The organism is Oceanobacillus saliphilus (assembly GCF_023522835.1).
Lineage (GTDB): Bacteria > Bacillota > Bacilli > Bacillales > Amphibacillaceae > Oceanobacillus > Oceanobacillus saliphilus.
The window spans coordinates 123,510-147,282 of sequence record NZ_JALCZU010000010.1; the positions used below are offsets into that span (position 1 = coordinate 123,510).

Below are 23,773 nucleotides of genomic sequence, written 5' to 3' on the forward strand. Positions count from 1 at the left end.
CATTTGATCAACTACAAATCAAGACCCTCTATATCTTCCATTTCCAGGTCTGGTTTTTGCGAGGCATCTTCTTCAAAAAACTGAATCGCTAATTCAGACAGTGTACCGTCCTCACGCATTTCCTGAAGGGCCTGATTGATTTCCTCTGTCAGCTGATCAGCTTCTTTAGGAATAGCAATGGCTTTCACGGTTGGTCTGAATTGCAGATCAGGATGCAAATGGATATCAAGTTCAGGAAATTCCGCAATACCGAATTTCTGTAAATAATAATCATTGATGACTACATCTGTTCTGCCATTATGAACATCCCGTAAGTAAGCTTCATTTGGAGCATTTCCATAGGTAACCACTTCCGCTCCAAAGTGCTCAGCGATTTGACTGTAGACAGTCGTCGCTCCGCCACCGGCTTTTTTCCCTTCCAGGTCCTCCAATGAATCTATCCCTGAATTATCATCTTTGCGGACTACCATGGTCGTATAGGAGTATTTATAAGGTTCACTGAAATTGAATTCTTCTCTTCTTTTTTCAGTAGGTTGCATGGCACTAACATCAATCCTTCCACTTTGAATTGCAGGAAGAACACTGTCAATCCCCAATATTTCAAAAGTGATGTCCAGCTCCATACGGTCGGCAACCTCCCGCATTACTTCAACCTCAAAACCTGTTAAGTTGTCATCGCCATCTTCATAATACGATGCCGGAAACAATGTACCGGAAGTCCCTACGACAATCTCTCCTGCTTCCTGAATTCCTTCCCATCTTTCATCTTTGGTGTCTTCATTGCTTCCACTGCCTGTAGTACTATCATCGGAACTTCCACATGCACTTAAAATCGCTATAGAAGCCAATAGAATGATAGTTATGTATTTTCTTAGTTGCAAAAAATCCCACTCCTTCTACTTAAAACTGAATAATAGATATTAGAGTACTCCAATTGGATTGCTTTGTCAAAAAATCTTACTGGATAGGATTGGGAGGCGGTATGAGTTCATCACTTTTTTACTGGGCAGCCACGCTTCCTATTCAGGTCTGTTTTAATACTTATTATCTGACGTCCAGTCAATAACTAAATTTCAGTTATAAATCTTTTAAAATGGATTATTTTCTCCAGAATAAATAAGCCTATGTCTTTTACTAAAAACACCAGCACTTCATGTCTTATATTTCTATATAACAACGTTTATTTATTTCTTATTTTTTCAATATAATAGGCGTTTATCTTTGCAGGAGATGATTCCATAAGAATATCACCATATACACGCACTCGATGGTTTACCCGAAAACCGTTAAATAAATTAAATTTACTAGCCTCCTCGTGTCTTGACACAATAGTGTAGTTTGGGGTTATCAAATTAAAAGTCAGGGTTTCCCATATACTTACCGGGGCTTCCGTTAACCATATCGAATCAAAACTTTTGAATGCTACGTACCCTTCTACTCTCATGTAGCCATCTGGAAGATCATCTGGAGCTTCCTTGGGCGTCCATTCATTCATTGCAAAATATAAAAATACAACAAGTAAGCAGGCTAACAGTAATCTTTTATATGGTGGAGGTGCAACCAATTTAAAACACTCCTAACCTTATATTCTAAAGGACTCCTATCGGGTAACAGATTTTAGGTATTATCTTGTTTCCTTTCTCACGATAATTCTTTTAAATACCAGGTATCACAGGCATTATGCTCTGTTTCATCCAGAGGTTTTTCAAGCGGCTGAAAACCTAATTTGCTGTATAGGAGATTGGCTGTTCGGAGTTTCTTCAATGTTTCCAGGTAACAGTATGTATAATGCTCGTTGGCAAAATCGAGTGATACTTTCATTAGCTTCTTCGATAGGCCTATCCCTTGAGCTTCCGGTGCAATGTATAGTTTTTGCAGCTCACAAATCCCACTTTTCTTTCCAAGAGGGGCAATACCCACGCCACCAACCACTTCATCCTGATCGTTTACCGCAACCCAATATTTTGCATTCGGTTGCTGCTTGTAAAATTGTGCCAACCTGCTGAGCTGGGGGTCAAAATAGGCTGTTCCTGGTATATTTAACTCAAATAATTCCAAGGAGCTTTTAATAATATGCTCCATTGCTTGATTGTCCTTTTCCTCAATTTCACGAATCTGCATCGTTTCATCTCCAAATCAAATTCATTTAATGAACTCTATTCATTAATCATGATATCATTCTCTAAGTCAATCCAATACAATTGTAATTAAACGTTCTACTTTCGACTTCATTATTTTTTTAAGATAATTCATTGATCTTTCTTAATCCTTCGATTTAAAATAAATTGGAATCCAAAAGCTACAATTAATCCAGCCCAAAAGATGATAGTAGAGGAAAAGAGATTACTTGAAAATAAGTACCTATAAGATTGGTCTATGAACAGAAGCAACATATACGTATAAAAGCCAAGTATGGCACCTTTATTCCAGTTATCTGTTTCCTGTTCTGACATATTCCTAAATAGCTTCATGATTTCGCCCTTTCACCTTCAAATTAACGTTCTACCTTCTCTCCTTCATTTCCCAACCAAAACAAAAATATTTCCATCCGGTGCTTGCATTACAGCTACGTGGCCACCTAATGAATTAGGAAACGGTGTACGAATCCATTTAATTTCAGGATTCGTCTTCAATGTTTCGTAAGTCTCCCAAACATCTGTTACAACTATCTCCGTTTCTGCAAAATTCAAATCCGGGTTATTCTTTAATACTCTGAATCACCATCAGGAAATTTCATTCCGATCAGTTTCCATTGCTTTTCTTCATCTTGAAATGTCTCCCCGACTTTTCTTAAGCCCATCGATTGGTAGAACTTAACCGACTTTACGATGTTCTCTGTATAGATTGCCACACATTCAATTCTTTTCCACATCTATCATTTCCCCTTTTAAAACTTCTCCATCATTCTATGCTGAGTATAAATAGTTTTCTTGTATCTAAGCAGGGATAAATCTTCATAAATCCTATTCCAGTTTTTGGGTGCAACAACTTGTACTTTGTCATATCTTCTTTTATCATTTTCCTAATAAGAAACTTAAGCTTCATAACTGTCAAGTTGCCAGAGTTGAAGTGTTAAAACTTAATAAATGGTTAGGTGTAAGATTTTATATTACTTTGTGAGGTAAGAAAGGAAATTAGTTTTTCATCCGTTTCTTTAGATGATTGACCCACCCAAATTAAATGCCCCCACGTATCAAGCACGTACAACTCTGAATGATCGATCTTTTCAAAAGCATTATTGGGGTGGTCGAGGGAAATAAAACCATCATTTTTACTATGAAGAATCAGAGTTGGACTGATGATAGATTTTAAATCTTGATCCGTTATTTCTTTGGATTGTTTTATATCGATTAGAAAGCCGTGACCAGATCGCTGACGAGCATTCATCTTTTTGAATTCTTCAACAGCACTAGTATTCATTTTTTGTTTAAGTTCCTTTTTACCTAGGGAACTAAACTGGGGAGCCATCATCTTAAACATAAACTTCGGAAATAACTGACTAAACAAATTCAGCATCCTCCAAGTAATCCCTTCGATAAATGGTCGAAAAATAATCTGAGCTGCTTTATACTCCATATCTTTAGGCGTTAACCATTCCCTTGATACAGCACTTTCTAAGATAAGACTTCTTACTTTTTCTGGAAATAAAGAAGCAAAGCGTATTCCAGTTGGACCTCCAGCCGAAATAGCTATAACATGAACTTGATCAAGGTGAAGGTGGTCCAATAGTTTCACATAATACTCGCAAGCCTTGGTTAAACTTTCTCCGATCTCTTTGGATGTTCCTCCATACCCTGCTCTTGAAGGGGTAATTAATGAGTAACCGTTATCTACTAATGTTTTATATCCAAATTCTTCATTACAATTTGAATGTCCACCGTGAAATAAAAAAACAGGTTCCCCGTTCCCTATCATTGAATATTCGATTGTTAGCCCTTCTATAAAATAATTCTCGATATTTCTTTCCATACATACCTAACCCCCTCATACTCTTTCTCCATTCTGAAATTTGAACATCATTTCGAACATCAGTGATCTATGAAGAATATTGGGCAATATGTAAAATCCTTTGTATAACAGAATCAACTTCATTATTGTCTTTTACCACGAATAAATGGTCTGCTTCCCGTTCTACCGGATCTGTTACATCTTCTATTAGTGAATCCTCCTGTTGACGAGCAAGCACTTCCTCAAAATTTGATGCAAATCTAAAAACATTGGTGCTGCGTTGACTTTGAACAACTCGTGTATGAAGAACATGATCTGGACTATCAAAATGGACAAGGATGCGAACAAATTTATGTTTAGGATACAACTGTTCAAGCAGATACATTCTGCCTTTACGACTTCGATTGGAATTACAGATAATCAGATGAAAATCTGTATGTTCAATCGCGTAATTGACGATTAAGTGAGAGATGTCGTGCTTGAGAGTATTTGGCCCTTTTTTTGGCTGCAATTTATTGTAATACGTGTTTATAAATTCAGCGTGATTATCTTGGTCCATTACAAGAGAGTTGTTCAACCTTTTCTCTAAAACTCCAGCAAATGTACTTTTCCCGCTATGTGTTTTACCAACTGTAATAATCACTAACCTTTTCATCCCTTTAACTGAACCTCCTTTCATTTAGAAAAACGTCCCGTTGTATAATAAGTCCTATAAACTTTCTCCTTAAGATTTTGGTAGCTCTTTGTATTCTTCTTTTCCACACAGCTAATTTTCACCTAAGACTGCGTTTATATTTCCAGACAATTTCATCCTCATCTGTTTCTGTTTTCTTTACTACTCGCTCTTGGGCTACAAAACCATTTGATTCATAAAAAGGAATTCCACGGAAGTTCTCATCCATAACGGTTACCCATTGTTCTGTTGCACCTGCTTCCTGATGATCTTTTGAATATGCTTGAAGAAGTTTCTTTCCAATTCCTTGATAACGATATGCTTCGTCTATGTATAATACCCATATCCATGAAAGCCGTTCTTTATTTAACTCGCCACCAATCGTTCCTACTACTTTCCCATCTGCAATTGCACTATATTTATAAATCCCCTTATTAATCTCATTTTTCACACGTTCCTCTGTGTACCAAACCTGTTTTGCGATTTCTTGGTATTTTTCACTTAATTTTCCTTCCACCGTTTGTTGCCAACCAATCGCACATATTTCCGCTATCACTTTTGAATGCTCAGGTTGACACGCAACAATTTCAATGCCCATTTCCATCCTCCATCTATTTATTCTCTCTTAATAATTTATTCTCCATCATAGTTGGAAATCCCTCTTACTTACTTGTTAAAATTGGTGCAAATCCTTTTTACAGAGATGCACCCTTCACTAGAATAGAAAAACTATTCAACTAAATTTTTTCAAACATAACCATATCTAAAGCCCTAATGCCATTTTCATAGATTGGTTCAGGATATACTTTAAAAAAGTTCTTTTTTATTTCCGTCATTCTAAAACCTATTTTTTGATAAAATACCATATTTCCGATACTTGAATTTGCGGTTCCTACAATTACTTTGCTTATTCCTTTTCTTTTATAGATTTTAAATGCTTCCGTGACAATCAATTTACCCAAACCTCTGCCACGACGATATTTAGTGTCTAATGCCATATTTTTTAGTTCAACCACTTGATTGGGATGATACGTAACTAATAATACTCCAGCAACTTCATTTTCGTAATGAATAGAGAACATATCCCCATCATTTATATACTTATTAACTACAACTTCACTTGCATCAGCTAAGAGCAGATACTCTAAATACTGTGACCTCTTCTCCTGCTCAACTTTTTCTAATTTTAATGTCATAAGGTTGTTAGCCCTCCTTCACTTGAGTAGGGAAGAATTTAATACCATCGCTCCATTAATGTACTCTAAGTTGAAGATTATTTATTTATTTCTTCCCATTCACTTAAATACATACTATCCATTATTTTTTTGGGATTTTCTATTTTACAAATAAATTCTAAACTATTACCATCGGGATCATTAAAGTGAATTTTAGCGGTTGCATCATTGTTGTGTGGCATGACAAAAGGTTCAATAGGATCAAATCCAAAAGCCTCTCTAGGTTTGTACCCCCTATTTTTTAACCAGGTAACCGATTCCTTCAATCCTTGTAAGGAAACCCGAAAAGCTATGTGTCTGATCGATGGATGATACTCAAGTTCTACTTTATCGGACTTCCATAATCCCAACCAGCTTTTATCTTTTTCTATCCAGAAAAAAGCCAATCTATCCTCAACAATATGATCAAGTTCCAAACCAAGATTACTATAAAAATCTATTGAACGCTCTAAATCACTTACTGGTAAATGTGCTTCAAATAAACCTTCAATCATTTTGAAAACCTCCTATCTTATGAATTCTTTTATATCCTCTAACTTCGTATCGATCATCTTTAGCTTATTTTTCGTATCATTAATAAAATGAAGGAATTTTGATATTAATTAATTTATTAATTAATAAAAATGACATTGCTAAATTAAAAATGAATGCGATAATATCCAAATTCCCCCTCTATAATGAGCCCTATTCCAGCTATAACATATTCGACATTTTTTTATAAATTCCTGCATATTTCTTTTTTCACAGCAGAACATTTTGTTATGAAGATTTAAAACACATGAAGACTGTTTCTCTTTAGGCAAACCGTCTATAGAAAAATTGGCTGTCATCAAGCCTCTCCGTGACAACCCGAGTTGCACGTAAATACACTCCCTTTTTATCCACAAAAAAACACCTGCAACTAAAATTAGCTTGCAGGCGCTTTTTCGTATAACGTATATATTTCCATTAAAAATTTTACAGTTTAGCTTTTTCCAACTCGGTCAGGAATTTATCATTCAACACTTTAATGAACGTTCCTTTCATACCAAGCGAACGTGATTCGAGAACTCCGGCACTCTCTAATTTTCTCAGTGCATTTACAATTACGGATCGAGTAATACCAGCACGATCAGCGATTTTAGATGCTACAAGTAATCCTTCCATCCCATCAAGTTCTTCAAAAATATGATTCACAGCTTCCATTTCACTGTAAGACAGTGAGCTAATTGCCTGTTTTACGATAGCTTGACTACGAGCTTCCGCTTCGATTTCTTCCGTTTTGCCGCGTAAAATCTCCATCCCAACAACGGTTGCGCCATATTCGGATAATACTAAATCATCCGGGCTGAATTCGTTATTCTGGCGTGAAAGGCTTAGCGTGGCCAGTCGTCTGCCACCACCAATAACAGGAACAATCGTTGTCAGACCCGTTTTGAATAACGCTTTGCTTTCTTCAGGAAATACGCTATATTCACTGTTCACATCCAAGTTTTCAGCTGTCTTGTGAACAGCTGATAAACGATTTGTATAGTCTTCAGACAATTGACGTTCCTCTAACATCTGGTTCATTCGTTCATTATCTATCCTTTCGTGCAAACCATGTCCAAGGATTTTTCCTTTTCTACTGATTACCAGTACATTTGCTTCGATCACTTCAGAAAGTGTTTCTGCCATTTCATTAAAGTTAACAGGTTTACTTCCTGCCTCTTGAATGATTGCATTGATTTTTCTAGACTTTGTTAATAAATTCACTTAAATACCTCCAAATGGCTGATTAGTTGCATTGCCTTATCTAAAACTTCATTTATTGCACAAAAACTGCTATTCAAAACTGTGTATACAATACAATATTATATAATAATACATATTTCGACATAAAACAATTTTTATGTGAAAATTTACTTAGTTTTAACAATATATTTATTTATAAATAACACAATATTGACTTTTCAATCCAATACATAAAGACAGTATTAGGATTAAGAACCTCATACCTTTTCATTTCCAAATACATATCTATCCCATCAGAAACATCATGCCATAAATCCGTAAACACAAAATCATAGTTACCTTTGGACATGTCCTTTTGTGCATATTCAAAAGCATCTGCTTTAATAATTTTAATTTTGTGAGCATGATTGAATTGTGGTAAAATATAGCTGTTAAATAAATCAATGACATCCTGATTGCTTTCAACTACCGTAACGGTTTCCACATGTTCCTTTAGAGATACCATATAAGCATAATAGCCAAGCCCAAGTCCATATGTAAGAACCTTGCCAGAATCCGCCTCTACAGCTTCTTTCATCGTTTCTATCTCATTCGGTGTAATGGTCATCCAGATTCGTCCGTATTCTGAAACAGCTGGAAACATAAATTCCGTTTCAAAGAAGCCTATTTGCGGAAGTTGTCTCCCCTCTTTTGTTTGGATAATATCGTTACAGACAAATCCTTCAAAAGGTTTATACTTCTCGTATTTCAATTCACTCGTACCAATTTTTATCGTCGGTATCCTGATATTTTTATAATACGCATTGTCATTATATTCATCTGTATCCAGCCTATGGAACATCTTCGTGAAATAGTTGTTGAACAAAGCCCTATCATCAGCATGATCTACAATATCAAGTCCAAAAGCAGCAGCTAATATGACACTAAAAGCATATTCAGAAGATACGCCACCTTTTACAAGCGCATCCATTTCATCTTTGTCAATATAGTCAGGAACATGATTCAAATAATTGCTCAGCAAAGCAAATACTCTGTAATTATCTTCTTTTATTTCATCTATTATTACGTTAACACTGTTCATATACTCACCTTTTTTTAACTATGATTGATTCAGTAGTTTTGTAGTCCGACATACTCCCTTTCTTATTTAACCAGATAAATAGAAATTCCTCTAATCTTTTTTTAAAAATAAGCTGTTCCCCCAACGATTCCGCGAATTCAGGAAGTTTTTCAGCGGTTTTTTTCCGCAAATGAGCAAAATGATTATTCTTATTGACTTAAGTCAATGACAGATGCATCTCCGCCTTTTACACTAAAGACAAAAAAGGGAGGCTGCTATATTTATGGCTAACTCAGTAAAACAATTATCGGAGCAGCGGAAATCTGCTCTGACTGCTGGCATTTTCCTTATTATCATGGCCCTTGCTGCGGGTTTTTCCTATGGCTTTGTACATGGAAGCCTTGTCGTACCAGACGATGCCAACACAACGCTCAAGAACATAATGGAATCCAATTTGCTTTTCTATGCTGGAATTTTCGGTTGGCTCCTCATACTTATAACTGACATTGTAGTCGCTTGGGCTTTCTATATTTTCTTGAAACCCATTAATAAAAACATATCCTTGCTCGCTGCGTGGTTCCGCCTAATATATGCGGCTATACTAGGGATTGCCATCATGAATTTAATTTTCGTTGTACTTCTTATAAATCGTGCGAACGATGGAACATCATTTAACACGGAAGAACTGCAAGCATGGGTGATGCTGTTCCTTGAAGCATTTCATATCACCTGGGCTGTTGGGTTAATTATTTTTGGAGTGCATTTATTGATCGTAGGCTATTTGGCTTTTAAATCAGACACAATCCCAAAATTTATCAGCATTCTATTATTGATTGCTGCCGTAAGCTATATGATAATCCATCTTTGCTATACATTTCTTCCGCAATATGATGGACTTACAAGCCTATTGGAATCTGTCCTTCGTGTACCAATGACTTTAGGAGAATTGGGCTTTGGTTTATGGCTGCTGTTTAAAGGTGGGAAGGTACAAACAAAAGCGCAAGCGCCCGTTTAGGGACGTACGGACTGCGCCCCGAACTTTGGGGTGGTTCAACTGGTTGAACATTCCTACGTAGGAGATAAAGGAAACACGAGGAACGGAGAGAGTCGATGTTGACTTATCGTACGGAGGTGAAGGAAGTCTGGCTAGTCCCTGGGCGCTGGAGCTGGACGTGGCCGTTTAGGTGTATGTATTAATTGCTACCAAAATTTTATACTTACTTTCTTATCTCTCGAAAAAGGCTATGATCACTGCTTAAGTTCGATTTCTTTGCATTCGCTTCTTTATTCGGCTGAAAGACTCTGGAGTAATACCGAGGTAACTGGCTAATTGGTGTTGGGGTACACGGTCCAGTAAATGAGGTCGCTTCATCATTAATGCTTTATAGCGTTCTTCAGGGGTAGAATTGATAAAGGAAGCAAATTCATCTTGCACCTCACTAAAGCTGATCTCCATCATTTTGCGTGTCATGGCTTCTAATTGATTGTATTTTTTATACATTCTTTTTTCTGTATCAAGGTCTCCGACAACTAGAATGCAGTCTTCCGTACAAACGAAATCGTACTTGGAGGACTGATCTTGTTTATGATGATTGAAAGTAGCAATTGCCTGTTCTTCCGTATAGAAATTGGATGTAATCTCTCTACCTGATTCATCTATAGAATACTGCCGCACACATCCCTTTAATACAAAATAGCATTTGCTGGAAACATCTCCTTGTCTTACGAGAAGGCTTCCTTTTTTATATTCCTTAATAAGGATACTATCAGAGATTTCCTGTTGTTCTTCCTCGCTGAGCGAAGTATAGGTAGTCATATATTTGAACAGTATGCTGTTCACCTTGTTTCCTTCCCTCCATCGTTTATATTTTGATCGCGCTACATCATCTCATTTTCGAGTTGTTATTCCTATGCAACTTTTTGAAATAATTCCTGTTTATACATAAATAGGTATCGGTTTAGCGAAAAAAGATAGCATAAATGATAAAACCAGCTATCATTACAAGAATCAATATTCCAGTGCCTTTCCAACCTATACCTCCCACTAAATCAGAAAGATTGCTCCCATGAATGCCGCTAGATGGATTTTTTAATTCTTCTTGTCTCAATCTTTCTCTTATTTCTTCTGGAGTTTCTTTATCTGTATTCAATGAAAAACACCCCCTCCATTGTTCTTGTTCACTAATCCTGCTAGTTTTAATTAAACTCCAAGAAGTTGTTTTAATGATACGAAAAACGACTCGATGACAATCTAAATTTACAATATCACTCCTGCAAAGTTTCCTCCCAATACTTGTTTATCCTTCTGATTGGTGCATTTGAATGATGCCGAAATAGCTGTTCTATTATTATCCTGCTTTTCATACTGATCGATTATCGCTTCACATCTAATTGTATCCCCTGTAAAAACTGGCATAAAAAATTCAAAATTCATCGTACGGGCGAGTACATTGTTATCGCCACCAATTTTTGTCGGCAATGTCGCACTCAGCAACCCTTGCACGACAAGTCTTCCCTGTTCATCAGGAGTTACATGATGTAAGCCCTCATCACCTGAAACCTTCGTAAACAATTCAACATCTTCTGCTGTGAAAGTCCGCTCAAATGTTATGACATCGCCAACTTTTAAAGACAAGTTTATTCCTCCTTTTTAAATCTACCTTTGATATGTAACTGATGTCAGTTAAGTCTTTCGTTTGATCAGTTTGTTACTGTAATATACATACCAGAAATTCTGTAAACTACAATTCCCGCAATATGACAGATTAAAATAAGTTCATTGTAGTTGAACTCTTACTCAACTGTTGTAGAGAAAAAATGATATCTAATCGTTATCTGTTTTATCAATTTCCGTACTTTATTATGCACCTTGACAAATGTAACTATAAAAGAAAAGCACCTAAACTTTTGGTATCGTTTATTTGTCTAGAAAAAACTACCACTTAGAAAAGGTGCCTCCTACTATGATAGCGAATAATGATCTAAATAATCAACTACCAAAATAATTAAAATCTATATTAAATTACCTTTAGCACATGATACTTTATATCATAAACCGTAACTACTTTTTCTGTTACCATCCAAACTTTCACCTCACATTAACAGTATGGACATTCTTACTATAGTAATATTTAATTTCAATGAAATGCTTAATATACTACTAGGAAGATTAACAATTTCTGTTAGAATACATATAACTAAATTATAAGAAAAGGTGTGGTGTTACCTAAAATGAACATATGCTTCCGTGTCGACAGTTCGACCAAAATAGGAACAGGCCATGTAATGCGTTGCTTAACCCTTGCAGAAGAACTCAAAAAGAATGGACACAGTGTATACTTCATTTGCAGATTACACGATGGCCATCTCTGTAATTTAGTTTTACACAAAGGGTTCACAGTTTTCAAACTTAATCAACTCAATCATCCTGTAATGAATAATGATATATCTAATCAATCGAAACACGCATCATGGCTAGGTGTATCACAAAAACAAGATTTACAAGAAACAACTACTATTCTAAAGTCTAGCCAAATAAAATTCGATTGGATAATAATTGATCATTATGCTGTTGACTCGACGTGGGAAAAGGAAATTAGGAACCACATTCCAAAAATAATGGTTATTGATGATCTCGCAGATCGTGAACATGATTGCGATATTTTATTAGATCAAAATTATTACCTAAACGCAACTACTCGCTATACAAATTTGATTCCCTCTACTTGCATATTATTATTGGGTCCAGAATATGCACTTCTAAGAGATGAATTTATTGATTTACGCAAAATCCCAAGAATACAAAAAAGTCAGAATGCTATTTTAGTTTCTTATGGTGGCAGTGATCCTACGAATGAAACATTAAAAGCAATAAATGCAATAAAAATGATAAACCCAACTAACCTAACAATCCACATAGTAACAGGTCCATCTAATCCAAATATAGATATTATAAAAAAGCATTGCGATGAAAATAACTTCATTTTCCATTTTAATATTGATTACATGGCGAAACTAATGTATGAAGTTGACTTCGCTATTTGTGCTGGTGGCAGTATAACTTGGGAAAGATACTGTCTTGGTACCCCTGCAATATTAACAGCTATTGCTTATAATCAAAAAGAACTTTGTGAAAATGTAATTCAATTAGGCATTGACCATTATTTAGGTATTTCAGAATTGGTTACAGAGCAAACAATTAAAGATGTATTAATGTCTTTTCTTGAAGAGATTGATAGAAGTCACTTAAGCGAAAAAGCTAAAAAAATTGTTGATGGAAATGGTAAATCAAAGGTAATGAATACAATTGCTACAATAAAATAATCAATTAAAAAATCTTTATAGAATATAATCTACATCTTCAATTGAGCTATAGCAAAATTTTGTCTAAGTAATCGGACACCAAAATTTTTGAAAATAGGATTTAGATGAATTAAAATAGGAGCTAAATAATTTTGAAAAGTACGTTCCTAGACAAGCATTATCAAGATTTAGAGCAAGATATGAATTTGTTTAAAAAGCAACTATTAATGAAAGGTATTATTTTCGAATGTGGGGTCATCATGATCTTGGGCCAAATTATCATCAGTACTTGAACCCTATGCGTTAGACATAAGAATAATAGGTTTTGATACATTTGAAGGTTTTACGAAGATTGATGATAAAGTTAGAAATAGTATTAAAAGAGTAAGCGTAAAATACAGCTCACCTTCTAACAAAATATTTAATTAATGTAACAATCTCCTTAAGATAATTTAGAAGGAGCTTTTTAGTGAAGCGAATTCCACACTTGAATATAGATGTTGACTTTTTTATGCTTACGAACTGATTAAAAGATATTATGAGCAACTCGATGCCCCAGTATGAAAAATGCTGCTATGGTCGGATAATTCTTCTCATGTATTCATTTGGATGATGCAAAACGAATAGAGGTTGATTCAGCAGCTGCTTGAATATTGAAGACACTGACCATACGTGAGGAAAATATCTGAGATTACTTCTTTCTAATACACATGAAAACTTCATAAAATTAAATAAGCTCTACTTTTTAATAGACTATATTTTTTTAGATTTATAATTATAAAACAAGTTGAGCAATTAATAAGCTCAACTTGTTTTCACCAATAATTAAAAGACTTTTTGTGTTAGATAATTCCTAGCAATCTTCTTCGTGTCCGTGTTTTGCAACACTACCATTTACAGTAAGTGGAATTTGTTGAACTTGTAACACTTTTAAAGTAAGATCTGTAACGATTTTTTCACGTAATTTGTTAAAGCTGCCGCTATTAGAGTGTTTGCTTTCGTGCGAGTCAAATGAATGCGGAGAAAAGTCAAGCTCAAAGAATTCCGCGCTAATAAGTTCACAGAATGGCTGTTCATTGTAAATGACGCTATTTTGGAAGAAGTATTTATCTAAACGAGGAGATTCTCCATGTTTAGGGTCGAGAAATTGTGCTCTTCTTTGATCTCCAAAACCGAAAATCGGAAAATTATTAAGATCACCTTCACCAGTTAAATCTGCAAAACCAGAAAATGGAACCTTCGCTGTTAAAGTACGTAGTGCGCTATTACAGCCTTTTGGTGCATACTCGATGTTTTTGCGAATATATCCTTCTACGAATAACTTAGCTCCTTCAGAAGTGTAGAATCCTGATTCATTTATTTCTTCAAATGGACCAACAGGAACGAGTTTACATTGTGTTAAGAAAACATCTTTTAATACTCTTTTAATTTCAGATGCTGGCGGATCAAGCGGAATGTCAGCTTCTACTACGACTTGAAGAGTTGTCTCAGCTAAAACTAGCGGGACTTTAATAAACGCATCAGTTAGATTTGGATTAACGACAGGAGTAGCGGGAGTATCTGGAAGTTGAACCTCTGTACGCGCTTTAACATCACAATTTACTTTTCTAGGACTAGGATCTTTCTTTACAATATTTTTATTTAAATAGCTTTGACTATAACCATAACCTACCATAATAAAAATTCCTCCTATTTTTTTGTTAAAGGCTATTACCTTTACAATAATAAGATATTCAGTTAGTAAAATTATGCATGGACTTATAATAGGAGTCAATCGTGGATTTTTATTAGTAAGTTGAAATTTCTTTATTTTAGATTTTATGGGAATTTTCAAATTCAACTAATTGCAGCAATTGGATCTTTAAATTTGCTATTATTTTTTGGTCTACTCGATAATAAACTTTTTTTAACCATTCTCGTGGTGACACCTTTTCCCAATTAATAGCAGGGAGGTATTCCATTGATTCTTGAATAAATCCTTCAACAAATAATATACCATTTGAAGCTGTCCGTTTCGCTTGATCTGAAGAATGTTTGAAATTGGAAGGTAAGAATTTACAATTTGTCAATACAACCTCTGTTGAAACATCCAAAATCCTGATGATTCCCTTGTCCATCAGCGTGTTTTCCTCTAATACGATTTCAATATCATATTCCCCAAGTACGACTGGAATAAGAAACTTTGCAAAAGGAAATGTACTACTAAAAATGTCGTGCCCTTCTAGTGAGTTTGAGTTTTGTTTAGAAGGTCTCGTTATTTCTTGCTGGAAGTTGTTATTTTTCTTAGATACTTTAGAAGACTCTTTGTTTAAATTCATCATTGAATGTACGTTAGAAAAAACCAATCTGCCATATGGTTGCTCATGATAATAAGTAGAAGTATTAAGTTGATATGTCTCAAAGTCAGGGCTCATACCAGTTTGATCTTTGAAGTTAAGCGAACTTTCGGCTGTATGAAAGAAAATTGGCTTTTGAAGAAAATCATCAATTTTTATATAAGTTGAAAATGGAACTTTAATGTGTTTAACTTGGTTACCCATAGATGTATTATATCCTGTTAAAACAGTGTTTTTGTCGCTATTCTTATGATAATTAGATAGCTCTACTGTCTTCGTTTTCTTTGGAGCAGAGAGGGACGTAATCTTATAATTATTATTAAATTTCATTTCAATTTCACTCCTCGAACAATACTGCTTACTTAATACTTATTTATGCAGTTAATCATCTTTTGTCCCTGTTAACACGAATTTTACTTCGTTCAAATTAGGTTATAAGAAAAAGAACGTGAAGAAGTAGAACCTGCGTATGATATGCAAGATAAAGTTTAGCCGTATTTGCCAAAAGTGATGGCAAAATTACATACCACACTCCAGTATTTATAAGGGAGTCGTGAAGAAGACGACCACTAATTCGTCTACGTACGCACTTCCTGGGGCTTGTTGACCAATTAATTAGCTACCGCGAGAGAATGAATTATCCGAAAGAGAGAATCAAAGCGCTGGACTCCTTAGGGACAGAGGGCTATCTTGTTAGCTAGAAGTAGCCGGATTGGCATTGCATTTAGTCGCATTAAAAATAATAAAAAAGTTTTCCCACTAAAAATACCCACTCTTAGAACATCATTTCAATTGTAGTTATAGAAAACTAATCTTTATAGAAATCACTACATTAAGCCACATCATATAATTTGATATATGAAAAAACATCCTTTTGTACATTGACGTAGTGGATCACTTAAACCTGTTTTTGCACGTTAACGTTTAGGTGGTATATTAAGCGTAGTAACTATCATAAAAGTAATGAACTTTTGATGTTTTTAACAACGTTTCCACTTTTGGTCTTAAGCATCATTATTCCAATTAACGAATTAGGAATCCTCGACTAATTTACCATAATCTTGTTGTTCATAAAAATATAAACTTTTACGCGATGTTTAATTTGTGCTGTAATCTTCCCTTTAAATTGAAGGCTCTGAACATAGGAATAGAGTAATTCTGTCTCAGGTTTAGCAAAACTGAGACAGAATTACCTTCATTTCTACTTCCACCTCATGTAATAGAATTTCCTTCTACGTAATGCTTTCCCCTTCTTATTAAAATACTTAAGGTATTACTAAAAAAGCAATAATTTCTGTTTTTTAGAATATATATAGCTATTACTGATAATCAAATAGAACTTTGTAAGAATGTAGATCAATTAGGTATTAACCATTATGGTATTTAAGAATTGGTTGGTTACAGAGCGAAAAATTAAAGATGAAGTTATGTATTTTCTTGGGAAAATTGATAGCAATCCCTTAAGCGAAAAAGCTAAAAAACTTGTTGATGGAAATGGTAAATCAAAGGAATTAAATACACTTGCCTACAATAAAATAATCTCCCCAAAAAAAGCTCTATTGAATATAATCTACATCTTCAATAGAGCTATATCTAAAAATTTTCCTAAGTAATAGGATCCCCAAATTTAAACTCTTTTTCTGCTTTCTTACCTAAGAGTTCTTTATAATACTTAGGCTTCATACCAAATCCTGGTCGGACAACTCGAATATTTTCAGATGTGTATGTTTCGCCTTTTCTAATATCCTTTGCAGCATATATTGAACGTCTGAATTGCAATGAATTCTTTTCTACTTTTGTAGGACCATATTTAACTTTACCTAATGATTTCCAAGCACTCTCTGTTTCTTCTACAAGTGCTTTCATTTCCTGTGGCTCCATAGAAAATGCTGCATCAACCCCACCTTCAGATCGATCAAGAACGAAATGCTTTTCAATTACAGTCGCTCCTAGTGCCACACTTGCTACAGATACACCCGTACCCATGGTATGATCAGATAAACCTACTGGACAATCAAAAAGCTCTCTCATATGTGGAATTGTTAATATATTTGTATTTTCAGGTGTAGCAGGATATGTGCTAGTGCATTTTAATAACACGATATCGTTACACCCTGCAGCTCTTGCTGCACGAACGGTTTCATCTAATTCAGCAACAGTAGCCATACCAGTAGATATAATCATAGCTTTCCCTGTAGAAGCAACTTTTTCAATTAAGGGAATATCATTATTCTCAAAGGAAGCAATCTTGTAAAATGGTACACCTAATCCTTCTAAAAAGTCTACTGCCGTTTCATCAAATGGTGTACTAAAAGGAATTAGTCCGGCCTCTCTCGCCCGTCTAAATATAGGTTCATGCCACTCCCATGGTGTATGCGCTTTGTCATATAAATCATATAAGGATTCACCATTCCATAAACTTTTTGGATCATCTATCATAAAATCTTTGTTCCTCACGTTTAAAGTCATCGTATCAGCCGTGTATGTCTGAATTTTCAGCGCATCCGCCCCGGATTTTGCTACTGCCTCAACTATTTCTAGCGCCTTATCTAAGGATTGGTTATGGTTACCAGACATCTCTGCAATGATGAACGGAGGAAAGGAATTACCTACATACTTATTACCCAACATAATATTTCCCATAATCAGTATCCCTCTCTCAATAATTTACTTTATAATCTTTCTTCCTAGTATGAATGCTTCTGCTGCTTCAACTCCTATGCTTGCACCTCTCCATCTAGACAAATGTTCTAATGAATTAATTGATCTCGCATGTGGCCACTCTCGCATTTCAGACTTATAGGACTCCAAAGATCTTAATTTTAATGAAAGAGTTTCAGTAATATCATTGTACCAGTTTGGATTAAAAGGAGGAGCTGATCCAGGGGTCATCCATTCTGTACTTGAAGCTGTTTCAAAAAATAATATTTCTTCTACTAAATGATTTCCTGGTATTGGTCGACAAGCTGTTATTACTGCTTCATGAATACGACGGTGATCAATATTTACATCTCCAACATGGTGGGTATAAATAACGTCAGGTTGCACTTTACTCACTATCTCTTCTACAACTTTAATAACATCTAGGCGGTCTAGTGAGTCCATACGATTATCCGGAAATTTATATAGTTGTAGGGAATGGACACCTAGTATGTCATTAGCTTTTTGTGCTGCTTTAGCTAAGTCAGATAGTTTTTCGGAATTTATATCCCTATTTCTAGTTTTATCTCTACTCGTGATCCCCTCAGCAAGTATTATAGAGTGCACTGCATCGCCATTAAGAACATGCTTAGCCAATGTACCGCCACAACCAAGGACTTCGTCATCAGGATGAGCAGCAATTACCAAAATAGTCCGTTTCATTATTTTTCACCCTTACTGAATATTTTTACATCTGAATGAATTATAGCCATCTTTTATAGAAGCAAGTACAAATTCTAATCTAAAATAGCTAATTTAAATAAAAGCTTTTTGATATCCATTTGCACTCCTGGTAACCGGGACAAATATCAGTGCTTGAATGATCGCTTGCTACTATCCCTTTTCTTCAACTTAATCAGTAGCATAATAGGTAATTACCTTCTTTACTCCAGCTATTACATCATTTTGGTCTTGCTCAGACATTTTCGGAAACAATGGTAAAGTAATAATTTCTTCATAGATTCTTTCTGCATTTGGACATAGCCCGGTTTTATAACCCAATTGTTGATAAAAAGGGTGCAAATGTACCGGAATGTAATGCACGTTCACCCCAATATTTTCCTTTTGTAAAGCTTTAAATATTTCAGTACGATCTGCATTCAGTTTCTCAAGTTTTAATCGAATGATATATAAATGCCAGCTAGAGTTAGCGGCATCTTGTTGATACGGCGTTATGACTGCATTCATATCTGCAAAGGCTTCGCTATATTTTTTCGCATATTCTCTTCTTTTTTTAAGAAATGGGTTTAACTTTTTCAATTGACTTAATCCAAGTGCAGCCTGGATATCTGTCATCCGATAATTAAATCCAAGTTCTTGCATTTCATAATACCAAGGCCCCTGATTGTCTTTGAGTTTCAGAGAATCACGAGTTATCCCGTGACTTCTAAACAGTAGTAACTTTTCATGATAATCTTCATTGTTGGTCGTTATTATTCCACCTTCACCAGTAGTGATGTGTTTGACAGGATGAAAGCTGAATATGGTCATGTCACCTATTGAACCTATATATTTTTCTTTATATGTGGCGCCTAATCCATGTGCAGCATCATCAATAACGACTATTCCATGTTCTTTGGCTAATGACTTAATCTCATCATATTCAGCTGGCTGTCCTGTAAAATCAACGGTTATGATTGCTTTTGTTTTTTCATTGATATGGGATTTGATAGATTGAGGGGATATATTATACGTTTTGGGATCTATATCTGCGAATACTGGGGTACCGCCGACATATAAAATGCAATTAGAGCTTGCTGCAAAGGTCATGGAAGTGGTTATCACTTCATCATTTTCCTTTATTCCAGCTGCAAAACATGCAGCGTGTAGTGCAGCAGTTCCACTAGAAAATGCTACAGCATACTTCGCTTCTACAAATTCGGCAATTGCTTTTTCGAATTGGGTGATGGTTGGTCCAGTAGTAATAAAATCACTTTTTAATACATCGATGACAGCTTTTATATCTTCATCATCAATCCACTGCTTTCCATATGGTAAATAAGAATCTCTTATCGGAGTGCCTCCATGTAGAGCTAGATTTTCCTTTTTTTTCATCTTTTGCTCCTTTCCTTATATTAGGTTCGTTGATTTAATCCATTCTTCTGTTCTTTTAATTCCATCTTCTAAACTATATTTTGGTTCCCAGTCCAGTAGTTCGTTAGCTTTACTGTAATCACATAGTAACTTGGGTATTTCACTCTGCGGATGAATGTGTGTGATATGTTTAATACGAGTTTCATCATCGACCATTAACTTTGCTAACTCATTTATACTGATATCTTTACCGAGCCCGGCGTTTACAATCTCTCCATTTACCTTGTCAGAATAACCAGATTCCACAACAAAGCGAGCACAATCCTCTACATAAAGTAAATCACGTGTTTGCGTGCCGTCTCCATATATGTGAAGGGGCTTACCTGCCAACTTGTTTTTTAGAAAAATGGCGACGACTCCACCTTCTCCCCCCGTTTTTTGATAGGGACCGTACGTATTAAACGGACGAATAACTGTTACTGGAAGACCATAGGCATAATAGTAAGACAACACCATATTTTCTGCAGCTAATTTTGAGCCAGCATATGGAGAAGCTGGTTTAGTTGTATTCATTTCATTAATCCCTTCCTCGCCCAATGCACGCTCATACACCATACATGTACTCATAAATACAATCTTCACATTATTTCTTTTACATTGCTCCAAGATATTAAAGGTGCCAATGACATCATTATCGAACGTCGTTCTGGGATTTTCGATGCTGTCCTGTACATTTATGCTAGCGCCTAAGTGATAACAAATATCAAATTTTTTAATGAATAAGTGATTTAGCACCCGGATATCCTTTATATCACCTTTAATAAAATCCATAAAATTTTTCTGGTTTCCTAGACCCTCCAGATTTTCTATTCTTCCATTTGAAAGATCATCCAGCACCCAAACCTGATGGCCATCTTTTAAAAGTCGATCGACTACCCATCTTCCAATAAAACCTGCTCCTCCTGTTACAAGAATCTTCAATAAACTTCATCCTTTCCAATGCTTCTTAAAATATCTTATTTTGGCATATTGAAATATATTCATGCGGACTAGCATATCTTCCGAAATTAATAGGGGTAAATTGTAAATCGAACTCCTTAATTAATTTTCTTTGCAATCTTCTATACTTCATAAGCATGTTGAATGTTGTTTTCTTCTTTATTGTTATTAATTACATTTTTCAAAAAATATTCCATTCTTCCAGATACATATCCGAATTCAATTCAACAAATCGCAGGTCACCCCTCATATCAGAGAATTTAATTGAATCATCCACAAATTCACCAATTATCTTTCCGCTTTTGGTGAATATTTCTATCTCACGCTTTTTCTCCCGTCCAAAATAATCCAAATGTAATTCTAATAACATTTCATTATATTTGGCAATATATACTGATAAATCGTCACTATTTATCTCTAGGTATGAATATTTCCCAATTTATATTATATACTTCTGTAGGGAAACCAAAACAAATAGGTAATATAGTACCACTCATAAATTAAGTCTGTAGAAACGCCACCACCTTCAGATTTTTTCGAGCTATAGACATTTCTGTAGTCAATTCCTGGTCGCCACTCAGGTAAAAAACTAGAGTTAATATCCCTTATACTCTAAATATCTTCATTTACCAGTTTTTAAGCTTTTTATAGTATTCATTAAACGTAATGGGGTAAATAAATAACATTTACTGCACCATTTGTTTTAGTAGTCTTTGACGAAATGATTTCCTGATCAAAACCTATTATTTTTAATATCGGATCGAGTACATGTATGGAATACTTGTCGCATGAATACTTTTAATTTCACCCAACTTTTCTAAGCCCATTTCTAATTGAAAATTCCTTAGAATACTTTACAGGAGAGTAAGAGAATATTTGACCTTCCCTTAACTCACTATTTAATGTGTTTGATGCCATCCATGTATTTACAGCAATAGGTTTATCAATATAAATGGGTAAGCCAGCTTGGATGAATGGCTCACTGTGTTTCAAATGATTTTCATAATCTTCCCGTGTTTATAATACTGCATCCACATTATTGATATTAAAATCATCAAAGCTGTCAATATAAAAGGAATATAGGCTCACGTAATGCCCACCTCCATAAATTACCTATTCTATCAACTGCCCCATACTAATTCTTGAAGTGGCAGTTCCATTAATCCCTTCCTCGCCTAATGCACATTCATACATACATGTACTCGAAAGTGTATGAGCAAATTTACTACATATAATCGAAATCCGTTATTCATTCTAAACTAAATTCTTTATTAGAAAACTTGGCATTCGCCTAAATCTTTATTACGAAGGCCTCAGTTGTACTTATGCAGCATAAGAAAGTTTTATACTATCTTATCTGCTAAGAAACACTCACTTCTCTAGTGTCAGTAGTTTTTTTATCTTGTAATAATAATCTTTATTGCCCTATAAATTTAATTTCAATTTGTTCTTTTAGTTGATTAGATTGTTCTAGCCAGTTAGACTTAAACAACCCAAATAAATATATATCAACATATTTACCTTCTTTTTTAATATGTTCTTTTAAAAGTCCTTCTTCTTCAAAACCAAACTTTTTGTGAAAGTGATAACTCTTATAATTAAATTCAATTACCTCCGCACACAACTTTCTTAGATGGAGGCGATTAAAAATATAATCAATAGCTAAATACCCCAAAATCGTTCCCAATCCCGATGGAGCTCCTTTTTCACCTATATAAAAACTCCATTCACACGTTCTGTTCGTATAGTCAATCTGATGAATATTGACGACACCATAGGGTTGGTTTTCAAAATAAAAAATTTTTGCTATTGATGTATTACTATTTTGAATTCTAGCAAACCATTCTAAATGCTCCTTCTTAGAGATAATTTCGCTGTTGTACATCATCCTTCTTACAAAGTCTTGATTACGCCAGGATAATACCATCTGTAAGTCAATATCGTTTATTGTCTCTAAAGAAACTCTATCCCATATACTCATGAGCACAACCCCATTTTTTCACCACAAAGGATATAAATAATAATAATATAACTCGCTAAACTCCAGCTAACATGCCCTTCTACTATCCTTGCTCTGTTCTCCATTGTTCAGCAAAAAAGTTATCCATTTCTTCCTTCGTCCTTCTTTTAATGATTAAATCAGGAGAGCTACCAAATACAATGCTATTATCAGGAATTTCAGTGTCTTTAATGTAAGTATTTGCAGCAATAATACAATGTTTGCCTATTTTTGTATCACCAATTACTTTGGATCCTGAAAGCATAGTTACATATTCACCAAACTTAGGGTACACCCCTTTGTTGTTTCCTACAGTGCAGTTTTGGGAAAAATTAAAAAAATTAGCATATTCAGCTCTCCCCATAACAGCTCCTACAGGATGTTCTAAAAAGAATACTTCAGGCAATTCTATCTCGTAAAATAGATCTACAGCATTTAATGCTTTATTCAAAAAGTATATTCTATCAGCCAACGTACCACTTTCCTTTTTTATAGTATTTGATAGATAGTATAAAAAAATGGTGTATTGACCTGAGTGAAAAGGATTAAAAAATGGCTTCCCATCCTTTGAATAATACTTATTTTTATTGTTGGCGAAGTTTCTTTCAATCCTTTTCAATGCGATGTCAATTCCTCTATAAAGTAGTTTAGTTTCGTTACTTTTATCAAATTCAAATAGATTATATAATTGTTTTTCTACTAATCTATATAAATCATCGACTGATAAGTCATTAATGATTTTCATCTGTAATCACATCCATTAACAGTTTTTCT

The 23,773-nt window shown here is 34.8% G+C and carries 25 protein-coding genes and 1 pseudogene; 3 read left to right on the forward strand and 23 right to left on the reverse strand.

Features of this window, described 5'->3' with window-relative positions; translation table 11 throughout:
• Positions 1–11: 11 nt before the first annotated feature.
• The 12 genes and pseudogenes from MN204_RS16165 to MN204_RS16220 all read right to left on the reverse strand — a co-directional run bounded on the left by MN204_RS16165 (position 12) and on the right by MN204_RS16220 (position 8,650).
• Positions 12–881, reverse strand: coding sequence for a transporter substrate-binding domain-containing protein (locus tag MN204_RS16165; protein ID WP_249872123.1), 870 nt, complete (start codon positions 879–881; stop codon positions 12–14).
• Between the two features lie 299 nt (positions 882–1,180).
• On the reverse strand, positions 1,181–1,564 hold the full coding sequence (locus MN204_RS16170; RefSeq protein WP_249872124.1) for a DUF3221 domain-containing protein: 384 nt from the start codon (positions 1,562–1,564) through the stop codon (positions 1,181–1,183).
• A 77-nt stretch (positions 1,565–1,641) separates the two neighbouring features.
• On the reverse strand, positions 1,642–2,121 hold the full coding sequence (locus tag MN204_RS16175) for a GNAT family N-acetyltransferase (protein WP_249872125.1): 480 nt from the start codon (positions 2,119–2,121) through the stop codon (positions 1,642–1,644).
• A 128-nt stretch (positions 2,122–2,249) separates the two neighbouring features.
• Positions 2,250–2,471, reverse strand: a complete 222-nt coding sequence (locus MN204_RS16180; RefSeq protein WP_249872126.1) for a hypothetical protein — start codon at positions 2,469–2,471, stop codon at positions 2,250–2,252.
• Positions 2,472–2,516: 45 nt separating this feature from the next.
• Positions 2,517–2,872: pseudogene (locus MN204_RS16185) on the reverse strand (VOC family protein).
• A 218-nt stretch (positions 2,873–3,090) separates the two neighbouring features.
• Positions 3,091–3,969, reverse strand: coding sequence for an alpha/beta fold hydrolase (locus MN204_RS16190; RefSeq protein ID WP_249872127.1), 879 nt, complete (start codon positions 3,967–3,969; stop codon positions 3,091–3,093).
• Between the two features lie 67 nt (positions 3,970–4,036).
• Entirely contained in the window at positions 4,037–4,603 is a 567-nt protein-coding gene (locus tag MN204_RS16195) for an ATP-binding protein (protein ID WP_249872128.1), read from the reverse strand.
• A 118-nt stretch (positions 4,604–4,721) separates the two neighbouring features.
• A complete protein-coding gene (locus MN204_RS16200) occupies positions 4,722–5,219 on the reverse strand; it encodes a GNAT family N-acetyltransferase (RefSeq protein WP_249872129.1) in 498 nt (165 codons plus the stop codon).
• Positions 5,220–5,358: 139 nt separating this feature from the next.
• A complete protein-coding gene (locus MN204_RS16205; RefSeq protein WP_249872130.1) occupies positions 5,359–5,817 on the reverse strand; it encodes a GNAT family N-acetyltransferase in 459 nt (152 codons plus the stop codon).
• A 77-nt stretch (positions 5,818–5,894) separates the two neighbouring features.
• The gene (locus tag MN204_RS16210; protein ID WP_249872131.1) at positions 5,895–6,350 is read right to left on the reverse strand and encodes a VOC family protein; all 456 of its coding nucleotides are present in this window, start codon (positions 6,348–6,350) and stop codon (positions 5,895–5,897) included.
• A gap of 463 nt (positions 6,351–6,813) precedes the next feature.
• A complete protein-coding gene (gene codY / locus MN204_RS16215) occupies positions 6,814–7,590 on the reverse strand; it encodes a GTP-sensing pleiotropic transcriptional regulator CodY (RefSeq protein WP_249872132.1) in 777 nt (258 codons plus the stop codon).
• A gap of 172 nt (positions 7,591–7,762) precedes the next feature.
• Complete coding sequence (locus tag MN204_RS16220) at positions 7,763–8,650, reverse strand: spermine/spermidine synthase domain-containing protein (RefSeq protein ID WP_249872133.1); 888 nt, start codon at positions 8,648–8,650, stop codon at positions 7,763–7,765.
• Positions 8,651–8,912: 262 nt separating this feature from the next.
• On the opposite strand from MN204_RS16220, the gene MN204_RS16225 reads away from it, so the two are divergent.
• The gene (locus tag MN204_RS16225) at positions 8,913–9,644 is read left to right on the forward strand and encodes a DUF4386 domain-containing protein (RefSeq protein ID WP_249872134.1); all 732 of its coding nucleotides are present in this window, start codon (positions 8,913–8,915) and stop codon (positions 9,642–9,644) included.
• A 240-nt stretch (positions 9,645–9,884) separates the two neighbouring features.
• Here MN204_RS16225 and MN204_RS16230 read toward each other — a convergent pair whose 3' ends face one another.
• From MN204_RS16230 to MN204_RS16240, 3 genes are all read right to left on the reverse strand, one after another.
• Positions 9,885–10,469, reverse strand: coding sequence for a Crp/Fnr family transcriptional regulator (locus MN204_RS16230; RefSeq protein WP_249872135.1), 585 nt, complete (start codon positions 10,467–10,469; stop codon positions 9,885–9,887).
• A 118-nt stretch (positions 10,470–10,587) separates the two neighbouring features.
• Positions 10,588–10,779 carry a DUF6366 family protein gene (locus tag MN204_RS16235; RefSeq protein ID WP_249872136.1) on the reverse strand — a complete coding sequence of 64 codons (192 nt, stop codon included), beginning with the start codon at positions 10,777–10,779 and terminating at the stop codon, positions 10,588–10,590.
• A gap of 107 nt (positions 10,780–10,886) precedes the next feature.
• Entirely contained in the window at positions 10,887–11,264 is a 378-nt protein-coding gene (locus MN204_RS16240; protein WP_249872137.1) for a hotdog family protein, read from the reverse strand.
• 596 nt (positions 11,265–11,860) lie between these two features.
• Here MN204_RS16240 and pseG point away from each other — a divergent pair.
• Positions 11,861–12,952 (forward strand): UDP-2,4-diacetamido-2,4,6-trideoxy-beta-L-altropyranose hydrolase, encoded by a 1,092-nt coding sequence (pseG, locus tag MN204_RS16245; protein ID WP_306798744.1) that lies wholly within the window; start codon positions 11,861–11,863, stop codon positions 12,950–12,952.
• Between the two features lie 832 nt (positions 12,953–13,784).
• On the opposite strand, the gene MN204_RS16250 is transcribed toward pseG, so the two are convergent.
• Complete coding sequence (locus tag MN204_RS16250; RefSeq protein ID WP_249872139.1) at positions 13,785–14,606, reverse strand: CsxC family protein; 822 nt, start codon at positions 14,604–14,606, stop codon at positions 13,785–13,787.
• Positions 14,607–14,742: 136 nt separating this feature from the next.
• Positions 14,743–15,597 carry a BC_2427 family protein gene (locus tag MN204_RS16255; RefSeq protein WP_249872140.1) on the reverse strand — a complete coding sequence of 285 codons (855 nt, stop codon included), beginning with the start codon at positions 15,595–15,597 and terminating at the stop codon, positions 14,743–14,745.
• A 1,046-nt stretch (positions 15,598–16,643) separates the two neighbouring features.
• Between MN204_RS16255 and MN204_RS16260 the strand changes: the two genes are divergently transcribed.
• Positions 16,644–16,880, forward strand: coding sequence for a hypothetical protein (locus MN204_RS16260; protein ID WP_249872141.1), 237 nt, complete (start codon positions 16,644–16,646; stop codon positions 16,878–16,880).
• On the opposite strand, the gene pseI is transcribed toward MN204_RS16260, so the two are convergent.
• From pseI to MN204_RS16290, 6 genes are all read right to left on the reverse strand, one after another.
• The gene (gene pseI / locus MN204_RS16265) at positions 16,873–17,910 is read right to left on the reverse strand and encodes a pseudaminic acid synthase (protein ID WP_249872142.1); all 1,038 of its coding nucleotides are present in this window, start codon (positions 17,908–17,910) and stop codon (positions 16,873–16,875) included. The genes MN204_RS16260 and pseI overlap by 8 nt on opposite strands.
• 24 nt (positions 17,911–17,934) lie before the next feature.
• A complete protein-coding gene (locus MN204_RS16270) occupies positions 17,935–18,630 on the reverse strand; it encodes a PIG-L deacetylase family protein (protein ID WP_249872143.1) in 696 nt (231 codons plus the stop codon).
• A 189-nt stretch (positions 18,631–18,819) separates the two neighbouring features.
• Positions 18,820–20,022 (reverse strand): UDP-4-amino-4,6-dideoxy-N-acetyl-beta-L-altrosamine transaminase, encoded by a 1,203-nt coding sequence (gene pseC, locus MN204_RS16275; protein ID WP_249872144.1) that lies wholly within the window; start codon positions 20,020–20,022, stop codon positions 18,820–18,822.
• Between the two features lie 15 nt (positions 20,023–20,037).
• Entirely contained in the window at positions 20,038–20,982 is a 945-nt protein-coding gene (locus MN204_RS16280; RefSeq protein ID WP_249872145.1) for an NAD-dependent epimerase/dehydratase family protein, read from the reverse strand.
• Positions 20,983–22,417: 1,435 nt separating this feature from the next.
• Entirely contained in the window at positions 22,418–22,981 is a 564-nt protein-coding gene (gene pseH / locus MN204_RS16285) for a UDP-4-amino-4,6-dideoxy-N-acetyl-beta-L-altrosamine N-acetyltransferase (RefSeq protein ID WP_249872146.1), read from the reverse strand.
• Positions 22,982–23,063: 82 nt separating this feature from the next.
• A complete protein-coding gene (locus MN204_RS16290) occupies positions 23,064–23,744 on the reverse strand; it encodes an LbetaH domain-containing protein (RefSeq protein WP_249872147.1) in 681 nt (226 codons plus the stop codon).
• Positions 23,745–23,773 lie beyond the last annotated feature (29 nt).